The organism is Lentibacillus sediminis (assembly GCF_002763455.1).
Classification (GTDB): Bacteria; Bacillota; Bacilli; order Bacillales; family Amphibacillaceae; genus Lentibacillus_D; species Lentibacillus_D sediminis_A.
Genome location: NZ_NIXK01000002.1, coordinates 174990 through 193286 on the forward strand (window position 1 = coordinate 174990; position 18297 = coordinate 193286).

Consider the following 18297-nt stretch of genomic DNA (forward strand, 5'->3'; position numbering starts at 1 on the left):
GCGCTTGGAAACATTTATCTCCAAGCGCTTTTCCTGTGATATCGGCTCTTTTAAAAGATCCAATGAGATGTCCCGTTTTATTTTGACAATTATTCCAATACCTTTTAAACTATAATTATCGAAATATCGTTCACGCTTCCGATAATTTTAGAGGCAATGGCTGTTCGGATAAGCATACAAGCTTCCCACGCATTCATTAAATCACAAGCCAAGACTTTGTCTACTACTTTTGTACCGGTATTCTCAAGACTTCCTCTGACAGTCCCTCTTCGTCCTATTCAAAACTTCAGGCAAGCACCAGGCTATACATGTTTCTTTATCTGATATTGTGTATAACTGCATTCTATTCTCCTCTAAGTGAACGCTGCTAAGTTAATCAAACGGCTATATTTAATGTAAATCAACTCTATAGACAGGTGGTGGCCGATTTGCTTCTTGAAGCTGTCATACTCACATGCAACTCTCATATAAAACAGGATAGAACGATAGCTGCCACCTACCATGTTCTTACAGGCAAACGTTCCATTCAGACGCTTCAGGATGCCCATCTGTATGCATTGGAATCATTCTTCGGGACAGCAAAGTCATTAGATAAACAGGTTTTTGACAAAAAGGTGGACCAGTTAGCCCGGGAAAACCTGCTGAGGCAAACTGCACCTTCTGTTTATCAGGTGAGCAGCCAGGGGGAAGAATGGCTCAAGCACCATTCACAACAGTTGCCAATGGCATACTTTAATGGACTGGCCTGCCATGAAGCAGGAAATTTGTTCGCCAAACGCCTGCTTCTGCTTGTGCAGACATTAACAAACAGCCAAAATAATCATTTTTCATTTATTCCTGTTGTGGACCATCAAGATGCCGAAAACTGGGTTCGGCAGTTTTACCAGGCCAACCGTTTCCAGGAAAACAAATTGCTGCCACAGCTTTACAAGGAATTGTATCATTTACTGAAGCGGTTTTCCGACAGGGAGGCCGGCATGTTTGTAGATCGGCTGACAGGGTACAAAAACTATGGGATGAGCAGGTTTCAGCTGGCTGAGAAATACAGCCTGCCGGAAGCAGATGTGCCGTTATATCTGCTTGCCATCACCCATCAAATGTTGACTCTTCTGGAAGAAGAAAATACAAAGTACCGGGTTTTAACATACATACGCAGTGATTTGCAGCAGTCACCGATGCTCACAAACTCTGCCGCTATTACTCAGCGACTGCTTCATCAGGGAAATACCATTTCACAAATAGCTGCAAAAAGACGTCTGAAGGAAAATACCATATATGACCATGTTGTCGAAATAGCCCTGTATGATGCGAACTTTCCGACTGAGCATTTTATGGACAGGAACACTCATCTGGAAATCATCCATGCAATCAATCAGAAAAAGACACAGAAATTAAAACAGTTGAAGGAAGCTGTCCATGATGAAATCAGCTATTTTCAAATTCGCCTCGTATTGGCACGAACAAATCGCATAAAAAAGTGAGGGCTGCCCATTGACGGAACAAGTGCTGGAGCATCAGTTAAAAAAATATTTCGCTTATGATTCTTTCAGGCCCGGACAGAAAGAAATCATTAGAAATGTATTAAAAGGTGAAAATGTACTGGGTATATTGCCTACCGGTTCCGGCAAGTCGATCTGCTATCAGCTTCCCGCGAGAATTTTGCCAGGTATTACAGTGGTTGTTTCTCCACTGATTTCTCTGATGATGGATCAAGTCAAGCAGTTAAGAGCAACAGGCTTCAAAGAAGTGGTTGCTTTAAACAGTTTTATGGATCCGGCAGAAAGAAAGAGAGTAATGAATCACCTCGATGCATATAAACTGATTTATATCTCACCAGAGTTATTGCAGAAGGCGAAGATCCTCGATTCTTTTAAAAAGCAGATAATCAGTTTGCTGACTGTGGACGAGGCACACTGTATTTCCCAATGGGGACATGAATTCCGGCCGGATTATCTAAAACTGGATAGGGTCAAGAGACAACTGGGCAATCCGCCGGTTCTTGCGCTCAGTGCAACAGCAACACCGGAAGTCCAGCAGGATATTGTGCAGCACTTAGCTATGAATGGCTGTGTGCGCCATGTTTACCCAATGGACCGGGAAAACCTTTCTTTTCTTGTGCAGGAGGCTGCAGATGATCAGGCAAAGCAGGCGATGATATCCGAAATTGCAGCCGAATTCCATGTACCCATACTTATTTACTTTTCAAGCAGGAATGATGCACAGGAAGTAGCCTCTGCTTTGGCGGATAAACTGCCAGATCGCAGGATTGCATTCTACCACGGGGGAATGGAACAGCTTGACCGCATTAGCGTTCAGCAGCAATTTATGAATTCTCAGCTCGACCTAATCTGCTGTACAAGCGCTTTTGGCATGGGAATAGATAAGTCTGATATTCGCCTCGTTATACATTATCACCTTCCCCCGCAACTGGAATCATTTATTCAGGAAATTGGCAGAGCAGGGAGAGATGGAAGAAGGAGCGTCAGTTTACTGCTATTTTCGCCGAAAGATATGATGCTGCCCAAATCGTTCATTCAACATGAACTTCCACATCCGAAATCAATTTTCACTGTTTTCCGTCAGCTGAAAGAATTATTTCTGGCAGGTGGAGACCTCCCACACAAGGAAGAAGAAACTGCCCAATTGTTTCAGCTAAACGAAATTCAATGGCGTTTTTTGCGCCAACAGCTGGAAAAGCATGGTATGATAAAGGGAAACAGGATTTTTTATAATGAAGCTGGCTGGGATGATCACTGTCAGGCTATAAAGAGGCAACGGGACGAGCGGGAATGGTTAAAAGAATCAAAACTTAGAGAAATGCTCGAGTGGATTCAGGAAAAAGGCTGCCTCCGGCGGAACCTGTATAAAAACTTTCAGGCTTCGTACCGGAGTGTAGAGAAACAATGCTGCAGCAATTGCGGATTTTCTTTTGCCGACTGGGATCCACAGCCGACAGCCAGACAGGAAGAAGCGTCCGGCAGCTGGGAAATCAAATTAAAAGAGCTACTTTTGAGTTAGACAACATTAGACAGGCTAATTATTAATTGATGTCTCCATTATTTTTGCCGAATTCAGGTCTTCATATAGGCTCATTACCATGCATTCAATTTACTTGAAATGTCATTCTTAACTGCTAAAAAATGAGGTGATTTGCAATGACAGAAGAACACGGCCAAATACAGGAAAAGGAACAGGATAAAGCCACGGACACCCTCGAACCCCTCGATGCCGCGGCAGGCCAGAAGAATGAGCAGGAAATTGATGTTCTCAACCTTCCACCAAGAAAAGAGGTACATGGCCAGAAAAACAGCACCAGTCTAAAAGTAAGCAGACCACTTCTACGGTTTCTATTTGTGGTCGTTTTGCTGCTTGTTATACTGGCAGGGGCTTTTATTGTCTGGGGAGACGAATGGCTGCCGCTGGTCTAAGCAAAAACGGGTTTTGGCGTTTTAAACTTTTATCGTTTTGCTGTAACTTGGGCATAATGAAATAACGTCCTGAGTGAGTACATAATAAAAACACACGGAATAAAAATAGCTGTAACGTTCAACAATCAAGTGAAATGCATATACTGTAAATATGATCGGCAGATTTAGCTTCTGCCAGCAGATTTCCATAGGCAAAGGAGGATGCTTTATGCGTATTGAACGGGTAGCCGACGATCAATTCACGATATTTTTGACCTTTGATGATTTAATCGAAAGAGGGTTTACGAGAGATGATTTATGGCAAGATGCGTCAAGTGTCCGTAGTTTATTCAGTGATATGATGTATGAAGCGAGTATCGAGCTTGATTTTGAACTGGAAGGCATGCTGCTGGTTCAGGTGCATCTGATGCAGGCTCAAGGAATGCATGTCTATGTGACACAGAAATTAGAAGATATTGCCTGGGATGATGAATTTGTGGAAATGAAGGTTACTCTTGATGAGAGCCAGGAATTGATTTTCTCCTTTGAAGATTTTGAGGAAGTCATCCAAGTTGCTGCTTCTTTATCAGCGCTTGCGATTGAAGGCGGTCAGGTTTATTATATGGAAGGCCGCTATTACATGTTATTGACGGAAACGGATCTAAAGGACCGTAATAAGGAAAACATCATCGCAATTATGTCAGAATATGCCAATGCCAGTATTGTGACATCATATCGTTTAAAAGAATATGGTAAAGAAATTGTTCAGCAATCAGCTGTAAAACAAATAACCGAAGCATTCTCCTGAAAAGCTGTTTTCCATGCTGCCTGAAGAAAAAGACAAGAGCCTTTTCCAGACTGTCCGGAAAACGGCTGCTTTTCATTTATGGCAAATAAATGGGGCAAAAATAATTGGTCCGATTTTATTGCATATTTACGATGAAAGTGTATACTAATCTCTGAGCACAGCAATTATTATATAAATATTTATTGAAATTTCTAGGAGGTAAATTCATGGTAGCCGACAATACAACAGACTCTACCAAAAATGACAATATAAAAATGGATGTATTAAGTTCAACACGAACTGTTGTGAAAACAGCATTGGAAAAATTGGGTTACCCTGATGAAGTTTTTGAGCTTTTAAAAGAACCGATGCGGATGCTGACAGTAAGGATTCCTGTTCGGATGGACGACGGTTCAATCAAGGTGTTTACCGGCTACCGGGCACAGCACAATGATGCCGTCGGACCAACCAAAGGCGGGGTCCGGTTTCATCCGGATGTCTCCGAGGTGGAAGTCAAGGCTTTATCGATCTGGATGAGTTTAAAAGCAGGGATTGTCGACCTGCCTTATGGCGGGGGAAAAGGCGGAATTATTTGCGACCCTCGTGAGATGTCATTCCGTGAACTGGAAGGCCTGAGCCGCGGTTATGTAAGAGCAATCAGTCAAATTGTCGGACCTACAAAGGATATCCCGGCACCGGATGTGTTTACCAACTCGCAAATAATGGCATGGATGCTGGATGAATACAGCCGGATTGATGAATTTAACAGCCCTGGCTTTATTACCGGAAAACCGATCGTGCTTGGCGGCTCTCACGGAAGAGAATCTGCCACGGCAAAAGGAGTTACCATTGTTTTGAATGAAGCTGCCAAAAAGAAGGGGATCGATGTGAAAGGTGCCAGAGTTGTGATCCAAGGGTTTGGCAATGCCGGCAGTTTTTTGGCAAAATTTATGCATGAAGCCGGTGCAAAAGTAGTCGGGATTTCTGATGCATATGGTGCGCTGCATGACCCGGAAGGGCTGGATATTGATTATTTACTGGACAGAAGAGACAGTTTCGGAACAGTGACTAAACTTTTTAACAGCACCATTTCCAATAAAGATCTTCTGGAATTGGATTGTGACATCCTTGTGCCTGCAGCGGTGGAAAATCAGATTACCGAAGAAAACGCACATAAAATTAAGGCAAGCATCGTCGTAGAAGCGGCAAACGGACCAACCACCATGGAAGCAACCCGAATTCTCTCCGAACGGGATATTCTTCTTGTTCCGGATGTACTTGCATCTGCAGGTGGAGTAACCGTTTCTTATTTTGAGTGGGTACAGAACAATCAGGGCTATTACTGGACAGAAGAGGAAATCGATAAGAAGCTGCACGAAATCATGATTAAGGCCTTTAACTCCATTTACAACACAGCGCAGACAAGACGTGTTGACATGCGATTAGCGGCTTATATGGTTGGTGTCAGAAAAATGGCTGAAGCATCAAGGTTCCGCGGCTGGGTATAAAAGTAAGGCTTGAACAAACTATATGACGAAAAAACTCTTATCATGTATAGTTGGATAGGAGTTTTTTTACTACGAAAAGCAGTAACATAAAGGAAGTGCGTGCATTGCAGAAAGAACAAGTAGTGATTATAGGGGGAGGACCATGCGGGATGTCCTGTGCCATCGAACTGGAAAAACATGGCATCAAGCCCCTGATTATTGAAAAAGGCAACATTGTAAACACCATTTATCATTATCCCACCCATCAAACGTTTTTCAGTTCGAGCGACAAGCTGGAAATCGGCGGGGTACCATTTATTACGGAAAAACAAAAACCGGTACGGAATCAGGCACTTGCCTATTACCGGGAAGTCGCAGAGCGAAAACAGCTGCGCCTTCATACATATGAGCATGTGACCGAAGTAGTTAAACAGAGCGGAAAATTCGACATCCTTACAAAGAATTATTTTGGAAAGCTCAGTTCTTATCAGGCAGAGCATGTCATTATAGCCACCGGATATTATGACCAGCCTCATTATATGAATGTGCCAGGAGAAAATTCGCCAAAGGTCATGCATTATTTTAAAGAAGCCCACCCGTTTGCAGGCAAAAATGTAATGGTTATCGGCGGGAAAAATTCAGCAGTCGATACAACGCTGGAGCTTCACAAAGCCGGCGCGAATATCACCGTGCTTTACCGGGGGGAAGCTTATTCCAAAAGCATCAAACCATGGATACTCCCTGAATTTGGTTCCCTTGTTCGCAAGGAAATTGTGCAAATGTATTTCCAGGCACAGGTTAAAAAAATAACCGACGATTACGTATATTTTTCTGCTTCCGGAGAGTCTTACAAAATTGAAAATGATTTTGTATTTGCCATGACGGGATACCGCCCCGATTATGCTTTTCTCAAACGGATCGGCGTGGAAGTTGAAACAGAAACAGGAAGACCAGTGCATGATCAGGAGACATATGAGACAACGATTCCAGGTCTGTATGTCGCAGGAGTTGTTGCAGCAGGGTACAATAATAATCGAATATTTATTGAAAATGGCCGGTTCCACGGAGAGGCAATTGCAGAATCGATTGTTAATTCCAGATAGTGTCCGGCGGAATAACTTGAAAAAATGGCTGGGAGAACCAGCCATTTTTAATTGTCAGCAAAGGTTTTCTCTAGTTCTTTCAGATTGCTTGTATGCTCCAATTCAATCAGAAGTCTGATCCGTGCTTTCGGACCTGTTAGTCCATTGGCGAAAATCACGCCGAGTTCTTGCAGTTGTCTTCCTCCGCCAGCATAGCCATAGGTCGGCTGGACTATCCCCTGATAGCATCGGGAAACAAGGACGACTGGCACTTGTTCACTCACAAGGGAGCGAAGTGCGCCTACTGTGTCTTTTGGCAAATTCCCCTGGCCAAGCCCTTCAATTACCACGCCGTCCGGCTGTAGACCGTGAACGGCTTGAAGCAATCCTCCATCCATTCCGGCATATGCCTTTAACAAATAGACATTTTTGGAAATCCGGTCCGTATTAGGCCTATTGTGTCTGGTCAAAATGGTATGATGAAAAATGATCGACTCTCTGGTAATAATGCCGATGGGTCCATATTGCGGACTTTGAAATGTTGCTACATTACTGGTTGACGTCTTAGTCACGTTGTTGGCGGTATGTATTTCATCGTTCATGACCACCAGCACTCCTTTGTCCCGGGCGTGATCATGTACGGCGGTTCTCACCGAGCTGATCAGATTATACAGAGCATCTGAGCCGATTTCATTGCTTGACCGCATCGCTCCGGTAAGGATCACTGGTTTGTCTGTTTCCAGCAACAAGTCCAGACAATAGGCAGTTTCTTCCAGTGTATCGGTACCATGGGTGATCACGACACCATCATAGGAAGGCAGCAGGCTTTCCAGACGTTTGGCCAGCTTTAGCATATGTGCAGGTGTAATCTGCGGAGATGGCAGGTCAAATTCAATTTGTTCCTCCACATTCGCATAGGTTTGTAAATGAAACTGCAGTTCACTTAAAGGATGCTTACTTGCCGGAATTACTTCTCCTGTTGCTTTATTCTCCAGCATGGAAATGGTTCCGCCTGTATGTATGATCAATATATTCTTCATGATGATCCCCTCTTTTTCTATTTTAATTATCTTGACTTAATGATACGATAAATACAAGAAAATTGGAAAGAGGTCAGGCTATGTTCGCCATTTTGTCAGCCGGAATCGCACCTGCTTTTGCCCTGATGTCCTATATTTATCTAAGAGATCGCTTTTCCGAGCCGCTTGCTTTAATCATCCGAACTTTTCTATATGGTGCACTGCTCGTGTTTCCGATTATGTTTATCCAATATGCATTGACTGCCGAAGCTGAAAGCAGCAATGGCTTTATTCAATCCTTTTTGTTTGCCTCATTACTGGAGGAATTTTTTAAGTGGTTTATTTTTCTTTATGCCATTTATCAGCATACTGAATTTGATAAACATTACGATGGGATTGTCTACTCGGTGGCTATCAGTTTGGGTTTCGCAACGGTGGAAAATATACTATATTTATTTACGAATGGATTGGAGTATGCTATCACACGCGCGCTTTTCCCTGTCTCTTCCCATGCGTTATTTGGTGTGATTATGGGTTATTATTTCGGGAAAGCAAAGATTTCCCCACTTCATGTAAAACGGAATATTGCACTTGCTCTTTTAATACCAGTGCTGCTCCATGGCATATACAATTACATTTTGCACGATATTTCCAGCAACTGGCTTTATCTCTTGATCCCCTTTATGGCTGCTCTATGGGCTCTCGGACTGAGAAGAGTGAAACTAGCCAGTCTCCCGCATACACGGCGTCAGCTGCCAGAACAGAAAAAAGAGGCCTAACCTTCTTTATACCAAGGTATAGAGGAGGTTTTTTATTTTTCTTATTGTATTTTTTCGTTTTTTTACTCGCATTTGATGAAAACTGCGACATAACCCGCCGTCCATTGTTGCGGAAATATTCGCGACAGAGTGCTCGTTGATTTCCGCTGCGGGCATCCGCGCACCTTAGGGAACGGCTTCAGCCTCCTTGGAAGAAGTGCACTTCCTGCTCAGGTCTAGACTCGTGCTTTCCCGCAGGAGTCTGCTGCCCTCTGCTCCAATCAACCATCATAAGTGTATTGTTGTTCTTTTAAATTTAGCATTCAGTAAAGACGCAAACCACATCACCCAGCGGAGGAAATACCCCGAGACTCCTGCGGGATCGGGATGATAAGCATAGGTGAGACCCCGCAGCGCGATAGCGCGAGGAGGCTCATCAGCGCCCGCGGAAAGCGAGGGGTATTTCCGCAGTGGCGATCATGAAACCCACTGATTTACGTCGCAGTTTATGGATAGCGATAAAATCAACAAATCTTTTTTATATCAGCCTTTAATTAAATGATAGAAACCCTCTTTGCCTTGCTGCTGGGCGATGCTTGCCAAGGAATTGATACAATGAGGCAGATTTATGAATAAAAAGGTCATTTGTTCAGAGAATAGATAGCAGAACACTCTAGAAAAGCAGGAGGATGGAATATGACCTACAAGAAGCTTTCCCTGTTGACCATGATTGCTTGTTTCTTTTTCATAGGATTGCACCTCACACATGCTCCTAAACAAGCGGAGGCATTTAGTCCGCAAGTCATTCAGCATGGTGCTTCAGGTGATGATGTAATTGAATTGCAGGCAAGACTGCAGTATTTGGGTTTTTATAATGGAAATATTGACGGCGTTTTCGGTTGGGGAACCTATTGGGGACTCCGCAATTTCCAATATGAATTTGGAATGAAGGTGGACGGACTCGCGGGTCCTGAGACAAAAGAAAAACTGGTCTCGGCAAGCGAATATGATGAGGCGTATGTGAAAGAACAAATTCGCCAAGGGAGAGATTTTACTCACTACGGTGGCACAGATAATCAGGCTCAATCATCGGGCTCATCACCACAGAGCGGAGGAGGGGGCGGTGAATCAGCCGATCAGCAAACGACAACCACTGCGGTTAATGTCCCCCAGGGATTTTCGCAAAACGACATCCAATTAATGGCAAATGCTGTATATGGAGAAGCAAGGGGAGAGCCTTATGAGGGACAAGTCGCCGTAGCAGCAGTGATTTTAAACCGGGTGGAAAGCTCTACGTTCCCCAATACGGTTTCCGGAGTAATTTTTGAACCCCGGGCATTTACTGCAGTGGCGGATGGACAGATTTGGCTTACTCCTAATGAACAAGCGAAACAGGCGGTAATGGATGCTATCAATGGCTGGGACCCTTCCGGCAATGCGCTTTATTATTTCAATCCGGAGACCGCTACTTCTGACTGGATCTGGTCCAGACCGCAAATCAAACGCATCGGAAAACATGTATTTTGCAAATAGAAAGGTGTGAAATGAAATGATTCGTTGGATATTAATCGCTGTGCTTGCAGCTGGAGTTGCCGGTACAGCGGCATGGGGCTACCAGGAACATCAGGAAAAAAACGCCATTTTAATTCAGGCGGAAAACACGTATCAGCGGGCCTTCCATGACCTTTCATATGATATGGACCTTCTGCATGACGAAATTGGCACCGCTTTGGCAATGAATTCAGAAAGCCGTCTCTCCCCGCAACTGGTGGACATCTGGCGGCTGACTTCCGAAGCATTGTCCAATGTCGGACATCTTCCGCTTGGTCTTTTGCCATTTAACAAAACAGAAGAATTTCTGTCTAATATCGGTGATTTTACGTACCGGGCCGCTGTCAGGAATCTACAGGATGACCCGCTGTCCGAAGAAGAGACAGCTCAGCTGAAAGAACTATATAAGCAGTCAGGTGAAATCAAGAATGAATTGCGCCAGGTGCAGCATACTGCCATGGAAAATAACCTTCGCTGGATGGATGTGCAGCTGGCTCTAGCCACCCAGGATGAACAATCAGATAACACAATTATTAATGGCTTTCAGACGGTAGAAAAAACAGTGGATGGCTTTTCTGAAGGAAATGTTGATTCTACTGTGCCGGGACAATCCTCGGAAGAACATCAATTTCAGTTTCTGACAGGCAAAAAAATTTCCGAAGACGAAGCCGCGGAAATAGGCATGGAACTGTTTAACGTGGAAAATGAAGAGAACCTGACTATCACGGAAAGCGGGGACGGGGCAGACATTCCTTTGTACAGTGTCTCTTACCGAAATGGGGAGAAAAACGCCTATATGGATATGGCCGTAAAAGGAGGACATCCGCTGACCCTGCTCGTAAACCGCGAAGTCGGGGAACAGGAAATCAGTTTGAATGAAGGCTTAAAGCAGGCAGAGGATTATCTGGCCACTTTCGACTTTGAGAACATGACTTTATTTCAAAGCAACCAATATGATAATATCGGCGTCTATTCCTTTTTATACAATGACGACGGGGTCCGGATTTACTCAGACGCGATCGAAGTAAAAGTGGCGCTGGATAACGGTGATATTCTTGGGCTTGCGGCAAGGAACTATTTTATGAATCACAAAGACCGCGACAACCCGGAACCGGAAATCTCAGAAGAAGAAGCAAAGGAAATGGTTAATCAGGATGTGGAAATCCAGGAGGAATTTCTCGCTGTCATTGACAATGACTTGGGAGAAGAAGTGCTGACCTACGAGTTTTTAGGTGTATTGAATAATGACACCTACCGAATCTTCATAAATGCCATGGACGGAACAGAAGAAAAAGTAGAGCGGCTGGATGGAAAAGAAATCAATTATGCAGCAGGTTTTTAGGGAAGGGCATTTGCCTTTCCCTTTTTGAACTTTTCTGTCATAATAGGTATAAGGAAGGAAATGGAAAGCGGGGATGCGGAATGAAAATAGGTACATTGCTTCATTTGGAACACAAAAAAGCGGGAGAAGAGGTGCAAAAATTCCGCTGTAAAGTGATTGAAAAAGGGGACGGCCAGTTATTCATTGATTATCCGGTCAATGCTGCAACACATCGAACTTCTTTTTTTCCGGTTGGTACAAAGTTTTCAGCTGCTTATGTCGGCGAGGATCAGGTTATTTATCAATTTCAGACAGAAATTACCGCCAAAGTAAACCGGACCATTCCGGCACTTGCGGTTACTATACCGGACAAATCACGTATTAAACGGATTCAGCGAAGAAAATATGTCCGTGTGAAATCTTCCCTTGACTTGGCCGTGCATAGCGCAAATGGCCGTTTTTCGCCATTTACAGCAATCACTTCCGATATCAGTGGCGGGGGATTGTCTTTTTTGCTTCCGGATCGCCCTGGTCTGACAGAGCATGAACCAATTGAGCTCTGTATCGCATTGCAGCAAAGTCTGGAGCCTCCACATTTCATTCGAACATCCGGAGAAATTGTATATATTAAAACAGAGGGTTATTCCATGCCGGTTGCTTCGCTTAAATTTATTTCCATACCTGCCTATGACCAACAGGTAATTATTCAATTCTGCTTTGAAAAACAACGGCAAACCAGAAAAAAAGAATTGCTCTAGGCTAAGAAAGTAATATACCAATTAATTATAGGTATGTTATCATTGTAAATAGTGCATGTTAATCAAAAAACTTGGCAGCTGCCAGGTTTTTTACTTGGTGGTCACTTACTGTACAGGTGCAACAAATTTTGGCATGAGGTCAAGTTTTCTTTGCGAATATGCTTCTTATCCTCAGGGAGGTACAGTTAATCATTCAAGAAAGCCAAGTTATAGAAAGTTAGGAGAGGAATGACGGGGTTTCATGGAACAGGAAATAACTATCGCGATCGATGGGCCAGCTGCCGCCGGAAAGAGTACAGTAGCAAGGCTGGTGGCTGAAAAGCTCTCTTATATTTACATTGATACCGGAGCGATGTACCGGGCTTTAACATTGAAGGCTTTGCAAAAGAGGATTGACCTGGACGAGGAAAAGCCGCTCGCCGATTTATTAATGCATACAGAAATCACTTTGGAGCAAAAGGGAGAGGGGCAGATCGTTCTATTGGATGGCAATGATGTCACATGGGAGATTCGTTCACAAAAGGTAACCAGCCACGTATCGTATGCAGCCAAACATCCTGCTATACGGAAAGAGATGGTTGAGAGGCAACGGGCATTGGCAGCCAGAAGCGGAGTGGTAATGGACGGCAGAGATATCGGGACCCATGTATTGCCTGATGCAGAAGTAAAAATCTTTCTTGTTGCCTCTGTGGAGGAACGGGCGAAGCGAAGATATGAAGAAAATCTGCAAAAAGGGTTTTATCCCGATATGGAAGAGTTAAAAAGAGAAATTGAGGAACGGGACCGGATTGATTCGGAGCGGGAAGCAGCCCCGCTGATCAAAGCGGCGGATGCTACAGAAATTGATACTACTTCGCTTTCAATAAACGAGGTTGCCCAGCAAATTCTGAATCAGGCTGCCACGCTGACAAATGGCTGATTAAAAAACTTGGCTTGTCGCCAGTTTACTTACACAGGATAAGAGTTTATTTTCTTATTCGCCAAAAAAAGGGGGGAGAAGATGAGTCTGTATCGAATAGTACGTGCGCTTGTTGCTGCTATCCTTTTTCCGCTTTATAGGATAAAAGTGATTGGAAAAGAAAATATCCCAGCAAGTGGCCCGGTGATTATCTGCTCCAATCATATTTCAAACTTTGATCCGCCGGTAGTGGGGATCACTTCACCAAGAGATATTTACTTTATGGCAAAAGGTGAGTTGTTTGAAAAACCGATTTTGGGTAAATTATTACTAGGGATTCATGCTTTTCCTGTGAAGCGCGGACTAAGTGACAGAAATGCTTTAAGAAAAGGACTGGGAATTCTGAAGGACCAAGAAACCCTTGGCTTGTTTCCAGAAGGCACGCGCTCTAAAACCGGAGAACTTGGGAAACCGCTGGCAGGAGCTGGGTTTTTTGCTTTGAGATCGGATGCAGTGATTGTCCCATGCGCAATTATCGGGCCATATAAAATAGGCAGACAGTTAAAAGTCGTCTATGGCAAGCCATTAGATATGGCAACATTCCATGCCTCCAAAGCCTCCGCAAGGGAAACAGTTGAAGCAATCATGAACGAAATAAGCATACTTAGAGAAACACATCGATCTTAGATCACTTTGCTTGACAAATAATTGAAATTATTAGAAGTTATAAAATAGGGGAGCCTTTTAACTTTTATTTTCTTGTTATATTTTTTAAAATAAGAGAAGAAGCATTTGTTATTCCGACGAAAAAGTATTTGAATAAAGGCAGGAGGCAATAGAATGAGTGAAGCAAACAACGAATTAACGGAACTGCACCAGGGAGATACGGTGACTGGAGCGGTTGTGAAAGTAGAAGAAAAACAAGTGCTCGTCGATATCGGCTACAAGACGGAAGGCATCCTTCCAATCAGCGAGCTGTCTACCCTTCATGTAGAACTTACAAGCGATGTGGTAAAGGAGGGAGACGAGCTTACACTGAAAGTAAAGAAAGTCGATGATGATGAGGTCATTCTTTCCAAAAGAGCGGTGGATGCCGATAATGCATGGGAAGAGCTGGAGAATAAATATCAATCGAATGAAACATTTGAAACAACCGTCAAGGAAATTGTTAAAGGCGGGCTGGTCGTAGATGTCGGAATACGCGGATTTATCCCTGCTTCTTTAGTGGAGACTTATTATGTAGAGGACTTCTCTGATTATCAAGGCAAGACACTGCAGGTAAAAATTGAAGATTTGAATAAAGAACAAAACCGTATTATTCTTTCCCACCGTGCCGTTGTGGAAGAAGAGGCAGAAGCAAAGCGAAATGACGTTCTGCAGGCTCTGGAAGAAGGACAAGTACTGGAAGGAACCGTACAGCGCTTAGCTAATTTCGGTGTATTTGTGGATATCGGCGGTGTCGATGGACTGGTTCACATTTCCCAATTGGCTCACGAACATGTCGAGAATGCTTCCGATGTTGTTTCCGAGGGAGACAAGATTAAAGTGGAAGTATTGGCTGTAGACCGTGACAATGGACGTATATCTTTGTCCCATAAAAATACCATTCCCGGACCATGGGAAGGAATTGAAGAGCGAATCGCCAAGGGAGATGTACTGGAAGGCACAGTAAAGCGTCTGGTAAACTTCGGAGCATTTGTCGAGATTCAGCCAGGGGTGGAAGGATTGGTGCATATTTCGCAAATCGCCACCCGCCATATTGGGACCCCGCAGGAAGTGCTGGAAATCGGCCAAAAAGTCAATGTCAAAGTGCTTGATGTGAACGAGACAGAAGAAAGGATCTCTCTCAGCATTAAAGAACTTGAGCAGGAGCAGGAAGCAAGTGAATATCGAGAGTACGAAAAAGATGAAGATCAATCTGGCTTCCAGCTTGGCGACTTCATTGGCGATAAATTAAATAAATACAAGTAAAGTTTCAACGAGGCAGGCCCTTCTCTTTTTAGAGGAGGGTCTTTTTAATGGTCACTAGCACAGGACCTTTGATGTATAAAAACAGCTCACACCAGCTATAATGCCTAATGGCAGGTGACGTTTATGACAGGCATGTTGTTTTACTGGTTTAGCTGGATATTATGGATAATTGTTACGTTTTTTATGAAAAAAGGCAGGGTTCGTACATTGCTTGCCTGCTGGATTCTACTTGTATTAATTTTTGCGGATGCATACATCATCATCAATGAACATGATCTATCTCTAGGGTTTGTATGGATTTTTTTTGGGGCCCTTATCTGGCTGCTTCAGCTGCCGAGGGTAACCTATCATATATTTGCTTCGTTTACATTAACGATTGGCTATACAGGGATGCTTTATTGGGCACAGGCCTCTCCAGTATGGCTGTTTTTGCCGCGCACATTTCTCCTCTCTTTTCTCCTGTCACTCATTCTTTTCCTGCTGGCTAAGGAGTTCATCAGTCAGGCGGGAATAGGGTTGTTTGGGGTATGTTGCGGAGAAATTGTTTATGCATTGACACTTTCCAGTTACGGTTTCCCGGAGGCAGTAGGGGAAATGGCTTTTTTAGATAATCTGCTCGCTGTAATGATAATAATCGGTGCGATAGACATACTACAAAAAGGCAGGAAGAGAGTGACCATCGCTTCCCAGCTGCCAAAAACACCAATGGAGGTGGCGAAATGAATGAATATACCCTCCCCATTCTATTCGGTATTATCATCGGCACCATCGTACGCATGCTTATGCTAAAAACAGATTACCGCCAGTACCCTACCTATTTACATGGAAAAATTATTCACGTCTCCCTTGGTTTTATCGCTGCATCACTTGGTGCGCTAGCAGTCCCTGCGCTGATGGAGATGGAATTTACTGCCGTCACACTGCTGACTGTTGCAGCTACGCAATTCCGGGAAGTGCGCAATATGGAAAGAAACACGCTTAAAGAAGTAGATGAGTTTGAATTGGTCTCCCGCGGGAAAACTTATATTGAAGGAATTGCTATTTCTTTTGAAAGCAGAAACTATCTGGTTATATTCACTGCTTTCATTGGGACGCTTTTGTACATCATTTTCAATATATATGCTGCACTTTTGGGTACGGCCATATGTTTTTTCATTGGCAAAAAATACTTAATGAGCGGCTCGACAATTAAGGATATCGTGGATATTCAGCACAAAGAGATCTCGTTCGATGGGGCAGGTCTGTATGTGGATAATATTTATATTATGAACATTGGGCTTCCAGAACGCCAGGAGGAGATCCGCAAATATGGCATGGGGTTCGTCCTTAAACCGAATAATATTAATGTAGTCACAACGATTGGAAACCTTGGCCAGCGCCAGGCAATCCTGCATGATACTTCTGTATCGCTTGGTGTCTTCCGCGACTCGGGAACTCCCGCCCTGTCCCCGCTGATCAAGCGGGACCTGGATGATGGCAGGATCGGTATTTTTATCCTGCCTCAAGTGCGCGATGTGGAAAAGGCAAAGAAAGTAATTGGCAGTGTGCCTGTACTGGAAAATGCTCTCCGCATGCCCTCCAAATCTGATTCAAACAAAAAGGAGGAGGACGCTCATTGAAACTGGAAAAAGCGATATTGGCTGTTATTACCACAGACAAAACACGGGTAGCCGGAGGAGCACCGATCTTCATTTGTGACAATAAAAAAGAACTGGAGAGTGCCGCAGCTAACATAGAAGCCATTACGGACGGGATTGCCCACGCACTTAGTGAGGAAGTATTTATCATTGTCAAACACTGATATCCATTGTTAATATGTATCAGTTTTGCTAGAATAAATAGGATTACGCGAAAGCATGCCAGAACATTTGACACAGGCATGCTGCTTTGCTGGTGAAATAAAGAATGACACATAGAGAGAGGATGTTCCTTTTATGAGGAAATCTGTTGTAGCTATTGTTGGCAGGCCGAATGTAGGAAAGTCGACCATTTTTAACCGCTTGGTTGGTGAAAGAATTTCTATTGTAGAGGATGTGCCAGGTGTCACCAGGGACCGGGTATACGCTGAAGCCGAGTGGCTCACGTCTCGTTTTAACCTGATTGATACAGGTGGTATTGATATGGGAGATGAGCCGCTGCTCGTTCAAATGCGGCAGCAGGCAGAAATTGCGATTGATGAAGCTGATGTCATTATTTTTCTCGTTAACGGAAAAGAAGGAATCACTGCAGCGGATGAGGAAGTGGCAAAATTGCTTTTCAAATCGAATAAACCGGTTGTTCTTGCGGTAAACAAGATAGATAATCCGGAGATGCGGGAAACCATTTATGAGTATTATTCACTTGGATTCGGGGATCCTTACCCAATTTCCGGATCACATGGATTAGGACTTGGTGATATGCTCGACCAGGTAGTGGATTATTTTCCGGAGAGAGAGCACGAAGAAAAGGATGAAGACACGATTTATTTCAGTCTGATTGGCAGGCCAAATGTCGGCAAATCTTCACTGGTTAATTCCATCCTAAACGAGGAGCGGGTCATCGTCAGTGAGATGGAAGGCACGACAAGGGATGCCATTGATACACATTTACATAAGGATAACCAGGATTTTGTCATTATTGATACGGCAGGGATGCGAAAGCGCGGCAAAGTGTATGAAACAACAGAAAAATACAGTGTGCTGCGTGCCTTGAAAGCCATTGAGCGCTCCGATGTAGTACTTGTTCTGATTGATGCGGAATCGGGAATAAGAGAGCAGGACAAAAAAATTGCCGGTTATGCCCATGATGCAGGTCGGGCTGTCATCATTGTCGTTAATAAATGGGATACCATTCAGTCCAGCGATAAAACGATGAAGGAATTTGAAACAAATATCCGTAATCATTTTCAGTTTCTTGACTATGCGCCAATTGTGTTTCTGTCGGCGAAAACAAAGAAACGGCTGCACACCCTGGTCCCTGCAATAAAAACAGCAAGCGAAAACCACGCCAAAAGGGTGCAGACCAATGTGCTTAATGACGTGATTATGGATGCCCTGGCCATGAACCCGACGCCGACGGTAAAAGGCAAACGGCTGAAAGTACTCTATGCCACGCAGGTGGCTGTCAAACCACCAAGCTTTGTTGTTTTTGTAAATGATCCAGAGTTGGTGCACTTCTCTTATCAACGGTTTCTGGAAAATCGAATAAGAGAAGCGTTTGGTTTTGTTGGTACACCGTTAAAAATCTTTGCCAGAAGAAGACAATAAAGGGGGAGATGTA

The 18297-nt window shown here is 43.8% G+C and carries 18 protein-coding genes; 17 read left to right on the top strand and 1 reads right to left on the bottom strand.

The window, feature by feature from the left end:
- Positions 1–428 precede the first annotated feature (428 nt).
- The 6 genes from CEG13_RS04960 (at position 429) to CEG13_RS04985 (ending at position 6784) form a co-directional block, all read left to right on the top strand.
- Positions 429–1481 (top strand): YpbB family protein, encoded by a 1053-nt coding sequence (locus tag CEG13_RS04960; RefSeq protein ID WP_100010768.1) that lies wholly within the window; start codon positions 429–431, stop codon positions 1479–1481.
- A gap of 10 nt (positions 1482–1491) precedes the next feature.
- Complete coding sequence (locus CEG13_RS04965) at positions 1492–3018, top strand: RecQ family ATP-dependent DNA helicase (RefSeq protein ID WP_100010769.1); 1527 nt, start codon at positions 1492–1494, stop codon at positions 3016–3018.
- 137 nt (positions 3019–3155) lie between these two features.
- The gene (locus CEG13_RS04970) at positions 3156–3428 is read left to right on the top strand and encodes a hypothetical protein (RefSeq protein WP_100010770.1); all 273 of its coding nucleotides are present in this window, start codon (positions 3156–3158) and stop codon (positions 3426–3428) included.
- A 208-nt stretch (positions 3429–3636) separates the two neighbouring features.
- A complete protein-coding gene (locus CEG13_RS04975; RefSeq protein ID WP_100010771.1) occupies positions 3637–4215 on the top strand; it encodes a genetic competence negative regulator in 579 nt (192 codons plus the stop codon).
- A gap of 206 nt (positions 4216–4421) precedes the next feature.
- The gene (locus tag CEG13_RS04980) at positions 4422–5702 is read left to right on the top strand and encodes a Glu/Leu/Phe/Val family dehydrogenase (RefSeq protein WP_100010772.1); all 1281 of its coding nucleotides are present in this window, start codon (positions 4422–4424) and stop codon (positions 5700–5702) included.
- A 104-nt stretch (positions 5703–5806) separates the two neighbouring features.
- On the top strand, positions 5807–6784 hold the full coding sequence (locus tag CEG13_RS04985) for a YpdA family putative bacillithiol disulfide reductase (RefSeq protein ID WP_100010773.1): 978 nt from the start codon (positions 5807–5809) through the stop codon (positions 6782–6784).
- A 47-nt stretch (positions 6785–6831) separates the two neighbouring features.
- Here CEG13_RS04985 and CEG13_RS04990 read toward each other — a convergent pair whose 3' ends face one another.
- Positions 6832–7803 carry an asparaginase gene (locus CEG13_RS04990; protein ID WP_100010774.1) on the bottom strand — a complete coding sequence of 324 codons (972 nt, stop codon included), beginning with the start codon at positions 7801–7803 and terminating at the stop codon, positions 6832–6834.
- Positions 7804–7883: 80 nt separating this feature from the next.
- On the opposite strand from CEG13_RS04990, the gene prsW reads away from it, so the two are divergent.
- From prsW to der, 11 genes are all read left to right on the top strand, one after another.
- On the top strand, positions 7884–8561 hold the full coding sequence (gene prsW, locus CEG13_RS04995; RefSeq protein ID WP_100010775.1) for a glutamic-type intramembrane protease PrsW: 678 nt from the start codon (positions 7884–7886) through the stop codon (positions 8559–8561).
- A gap of 705 nt (positions 8562–9266) precedes the next feature.
- Entirely contained in the window at positions 9267–10073 is an 807-nt protein-coding gene (sleB, locus tag CEG13_RS05000; protein WP_239984587.1) for a spore cortex-lytic enzyme, read from the top strand.
- Between the two features lie 16 nt (positions 10074–10089).
- Positions 10090–11433: a germination protein YpeB gene (ypeB, locus tag CEG13_RS05005; RefSeq protein WP_100010777.1), complete on the top strand. Its 1344-nt coding sequence runs from the start codon at positions 10090–10092 to the stop codon at positions 11431–11433.
- An 80-nt stretch (positions 11434–11513) separates the two neighbouring features.
- On the top strand, positions 11514–12170 hold the full coding sequence (locus CEG13_RS05010) for a flagellar brake protein (RefSeq protein ID WP_100010778.1): 657 nt from the start codon (positions 11514–11516) through the stop codon (positions 12168–12170).
- Between the two features lie 241 nt (positions 12171–12411).
- Positions 12412–13089 (top strand): (d)CMP kinase, encoded by a 678-nt coding sequence (gene cmk / locus CEG13_RS05015; protein ID WP_100010779.1) that lies wholly within the window; start codon positions 12412–12414, stop codon positions 13087–13089.
- Between the two features lie 81 nt (positions 13090–13170).
- Positions 13171–13755 (top strand): lysophospholipid acyltransferase family protein, encoded by a 585-nt coding sequence (locus CEG13_RS05020; RefSeq protein WP_100010780.1) that lies wholly within the window; start codon positions 13171–13173, stop codon positions 13753–13755.
- A gap of 153 nt (positions 13756–13908) precedes the next feature.
- Complete coding sequence (gene rpsA / locus CEG13_RS05025) at positions 13909–15039, top strand: 30S ribosomal protein S1 (RefSeq protein ID WP_100010781.1); 1131 nt, start codon at positions 13909–13911, stop codon at positions 15037–15039.
- A 123-nt stretch (positions 15040–15162) separates the two neighbouring features.
- On the top strand, positions 15163–15762 hold the full coding sequence (locus tag CEG13_RS05030) for a YphA family membrane protein (RefSeq protein WP_100010782.1): 600 nt from the start codon (positions 15163–15165) through the stop codon (positions 15760–15762).
- Positions 15759–16658, top strand: coding sequence for a YIEGIA family protein (locus CEG13_RS05035; protein WP_100010783.1), 900 nt, complete (start codon positions 15759–15761; stop codon positions 16656–16658). Before CEG13_RS05030 ends, CEG13_RS05035 begins: the two co-directional genes overlap by 4 nt.
- Entirely contained in the window at positions 16655–16840 is a 186-nt protein-coding gene (locus CEG13_RS05040; protein WP_100010784.1) for a capping complex subunit for YIEGIA, read from the top strand. Before CEG13_RS05035 ends, CEG13_RS05040 begins: the two co-directional genes overlap by 4 nt.
- Before the next feature lie 133 nt (positions 16841–16973).
- On the top strand, positions 16974–18284 hold the full coding sequence (gene der / locus CEG13_RS05045) for a ribosome biogenesis GTPase Der (protein WP_100010785.1): 1311 nt from the start codon (positions 16974–16976) through the stop codon (positions 18282–18284).
- The last annotated feature ends 13 nt before the right edge of the window (positions 18285–18297 follow it).

Bases quoted from the DNA above. Each gene is read 5' to 3' on its own strand.
- ypeB (WP_100010777.1), top strand. From the start codon at position 10,090: ATGATTCGTTGGATATTAATCGCTGTGCTTGCAGCTGGAGTTGCCGGT.
- prsW (WP_100010775.1), top strand. From the start codon at position 7,884: ATGTTCGCCATTTTGTCAGCCGGAATCGCACCTGCTTTTGCCCTGATG.
- CEG13_RS05030 (WP_100010782.1), top strand. From the start codon at position 15,163: ATGACAGGCATGTTGTTTTACTGGTTTAGCTGGATATTATGGATAATT.
- CEG13_RS04970 (WP_100010770.1), top strand. From the start codon at position 3,156: ATGACAGAAGAACACGGCCAAATACAGGAAAAGGAACAGGATAAAGCC.
- CEG13_RS05020 (WP_100010780.1), top strand. From the start codon at position 13,171: ATGAGTCTGTATCGAATAGTACGTGCGCTTGTTGCTGCTATCCTTTTT.
- cmk (WP_100010779.1), top strand. From the start codon at position 12,412: ATGGAACAGGAAATAACTATCGCGATCGATGGGCCAGCTGCCGCCGGA.
- CEG13_RS04980 (WP_100010772.1), top strand. From the start codon at position 4,422: ATGGTAGCCGACAATACAACAGACTCTACCAAAAATGACAATATAAAA.
- CEG13_RS04990 (WP_100010774.1), bottom strand. From the start codon at position 7,803: ATGAAGAATATATTGATCATACATACAGGCGGAACCATTTCCATGCTG.
- rpsA (WP_100010781.1), top strand. From the start codon at position 13,909: ATGAGTGAAGCAAACAACGAATTAACGGAACTGCACCAGGGAGATACG.
- CEG13_RS05010 (WP_100010778.1), top strand. From the start codon at position 11,514: ATGAAAATAGGTACATTGCTTCATTTGGAACACAAAAAAGCGGGAGAA.
- CEG13_RS04975 (WP_100010771.1), top strand. From the start codon at position 3,637: ATGCGTATTGAACGGGTAGCCGACGATCAATTCACGATATTTTTGACC.
- der (WP_100010785.1), top strand. From the start codon at position 16,974: ATGAGGAAATCTGTTGTAGCTATTGTTGGCAGGCCGAATGTAGGAAAG.
- CEG13_RS05035 (WP_100010783.1), top strand. From the start codon at position 15,759: ATGAATGAATATACCCTCCCCATTCTATTCGGTATTATCATCGGCACC.
- sleB (WP_239984587.1), top strand. From the start codon at position 9,267: ATGATTGCTTGTTTCTTTTTCATAGGATTGCACCTCACACATGCTCCT.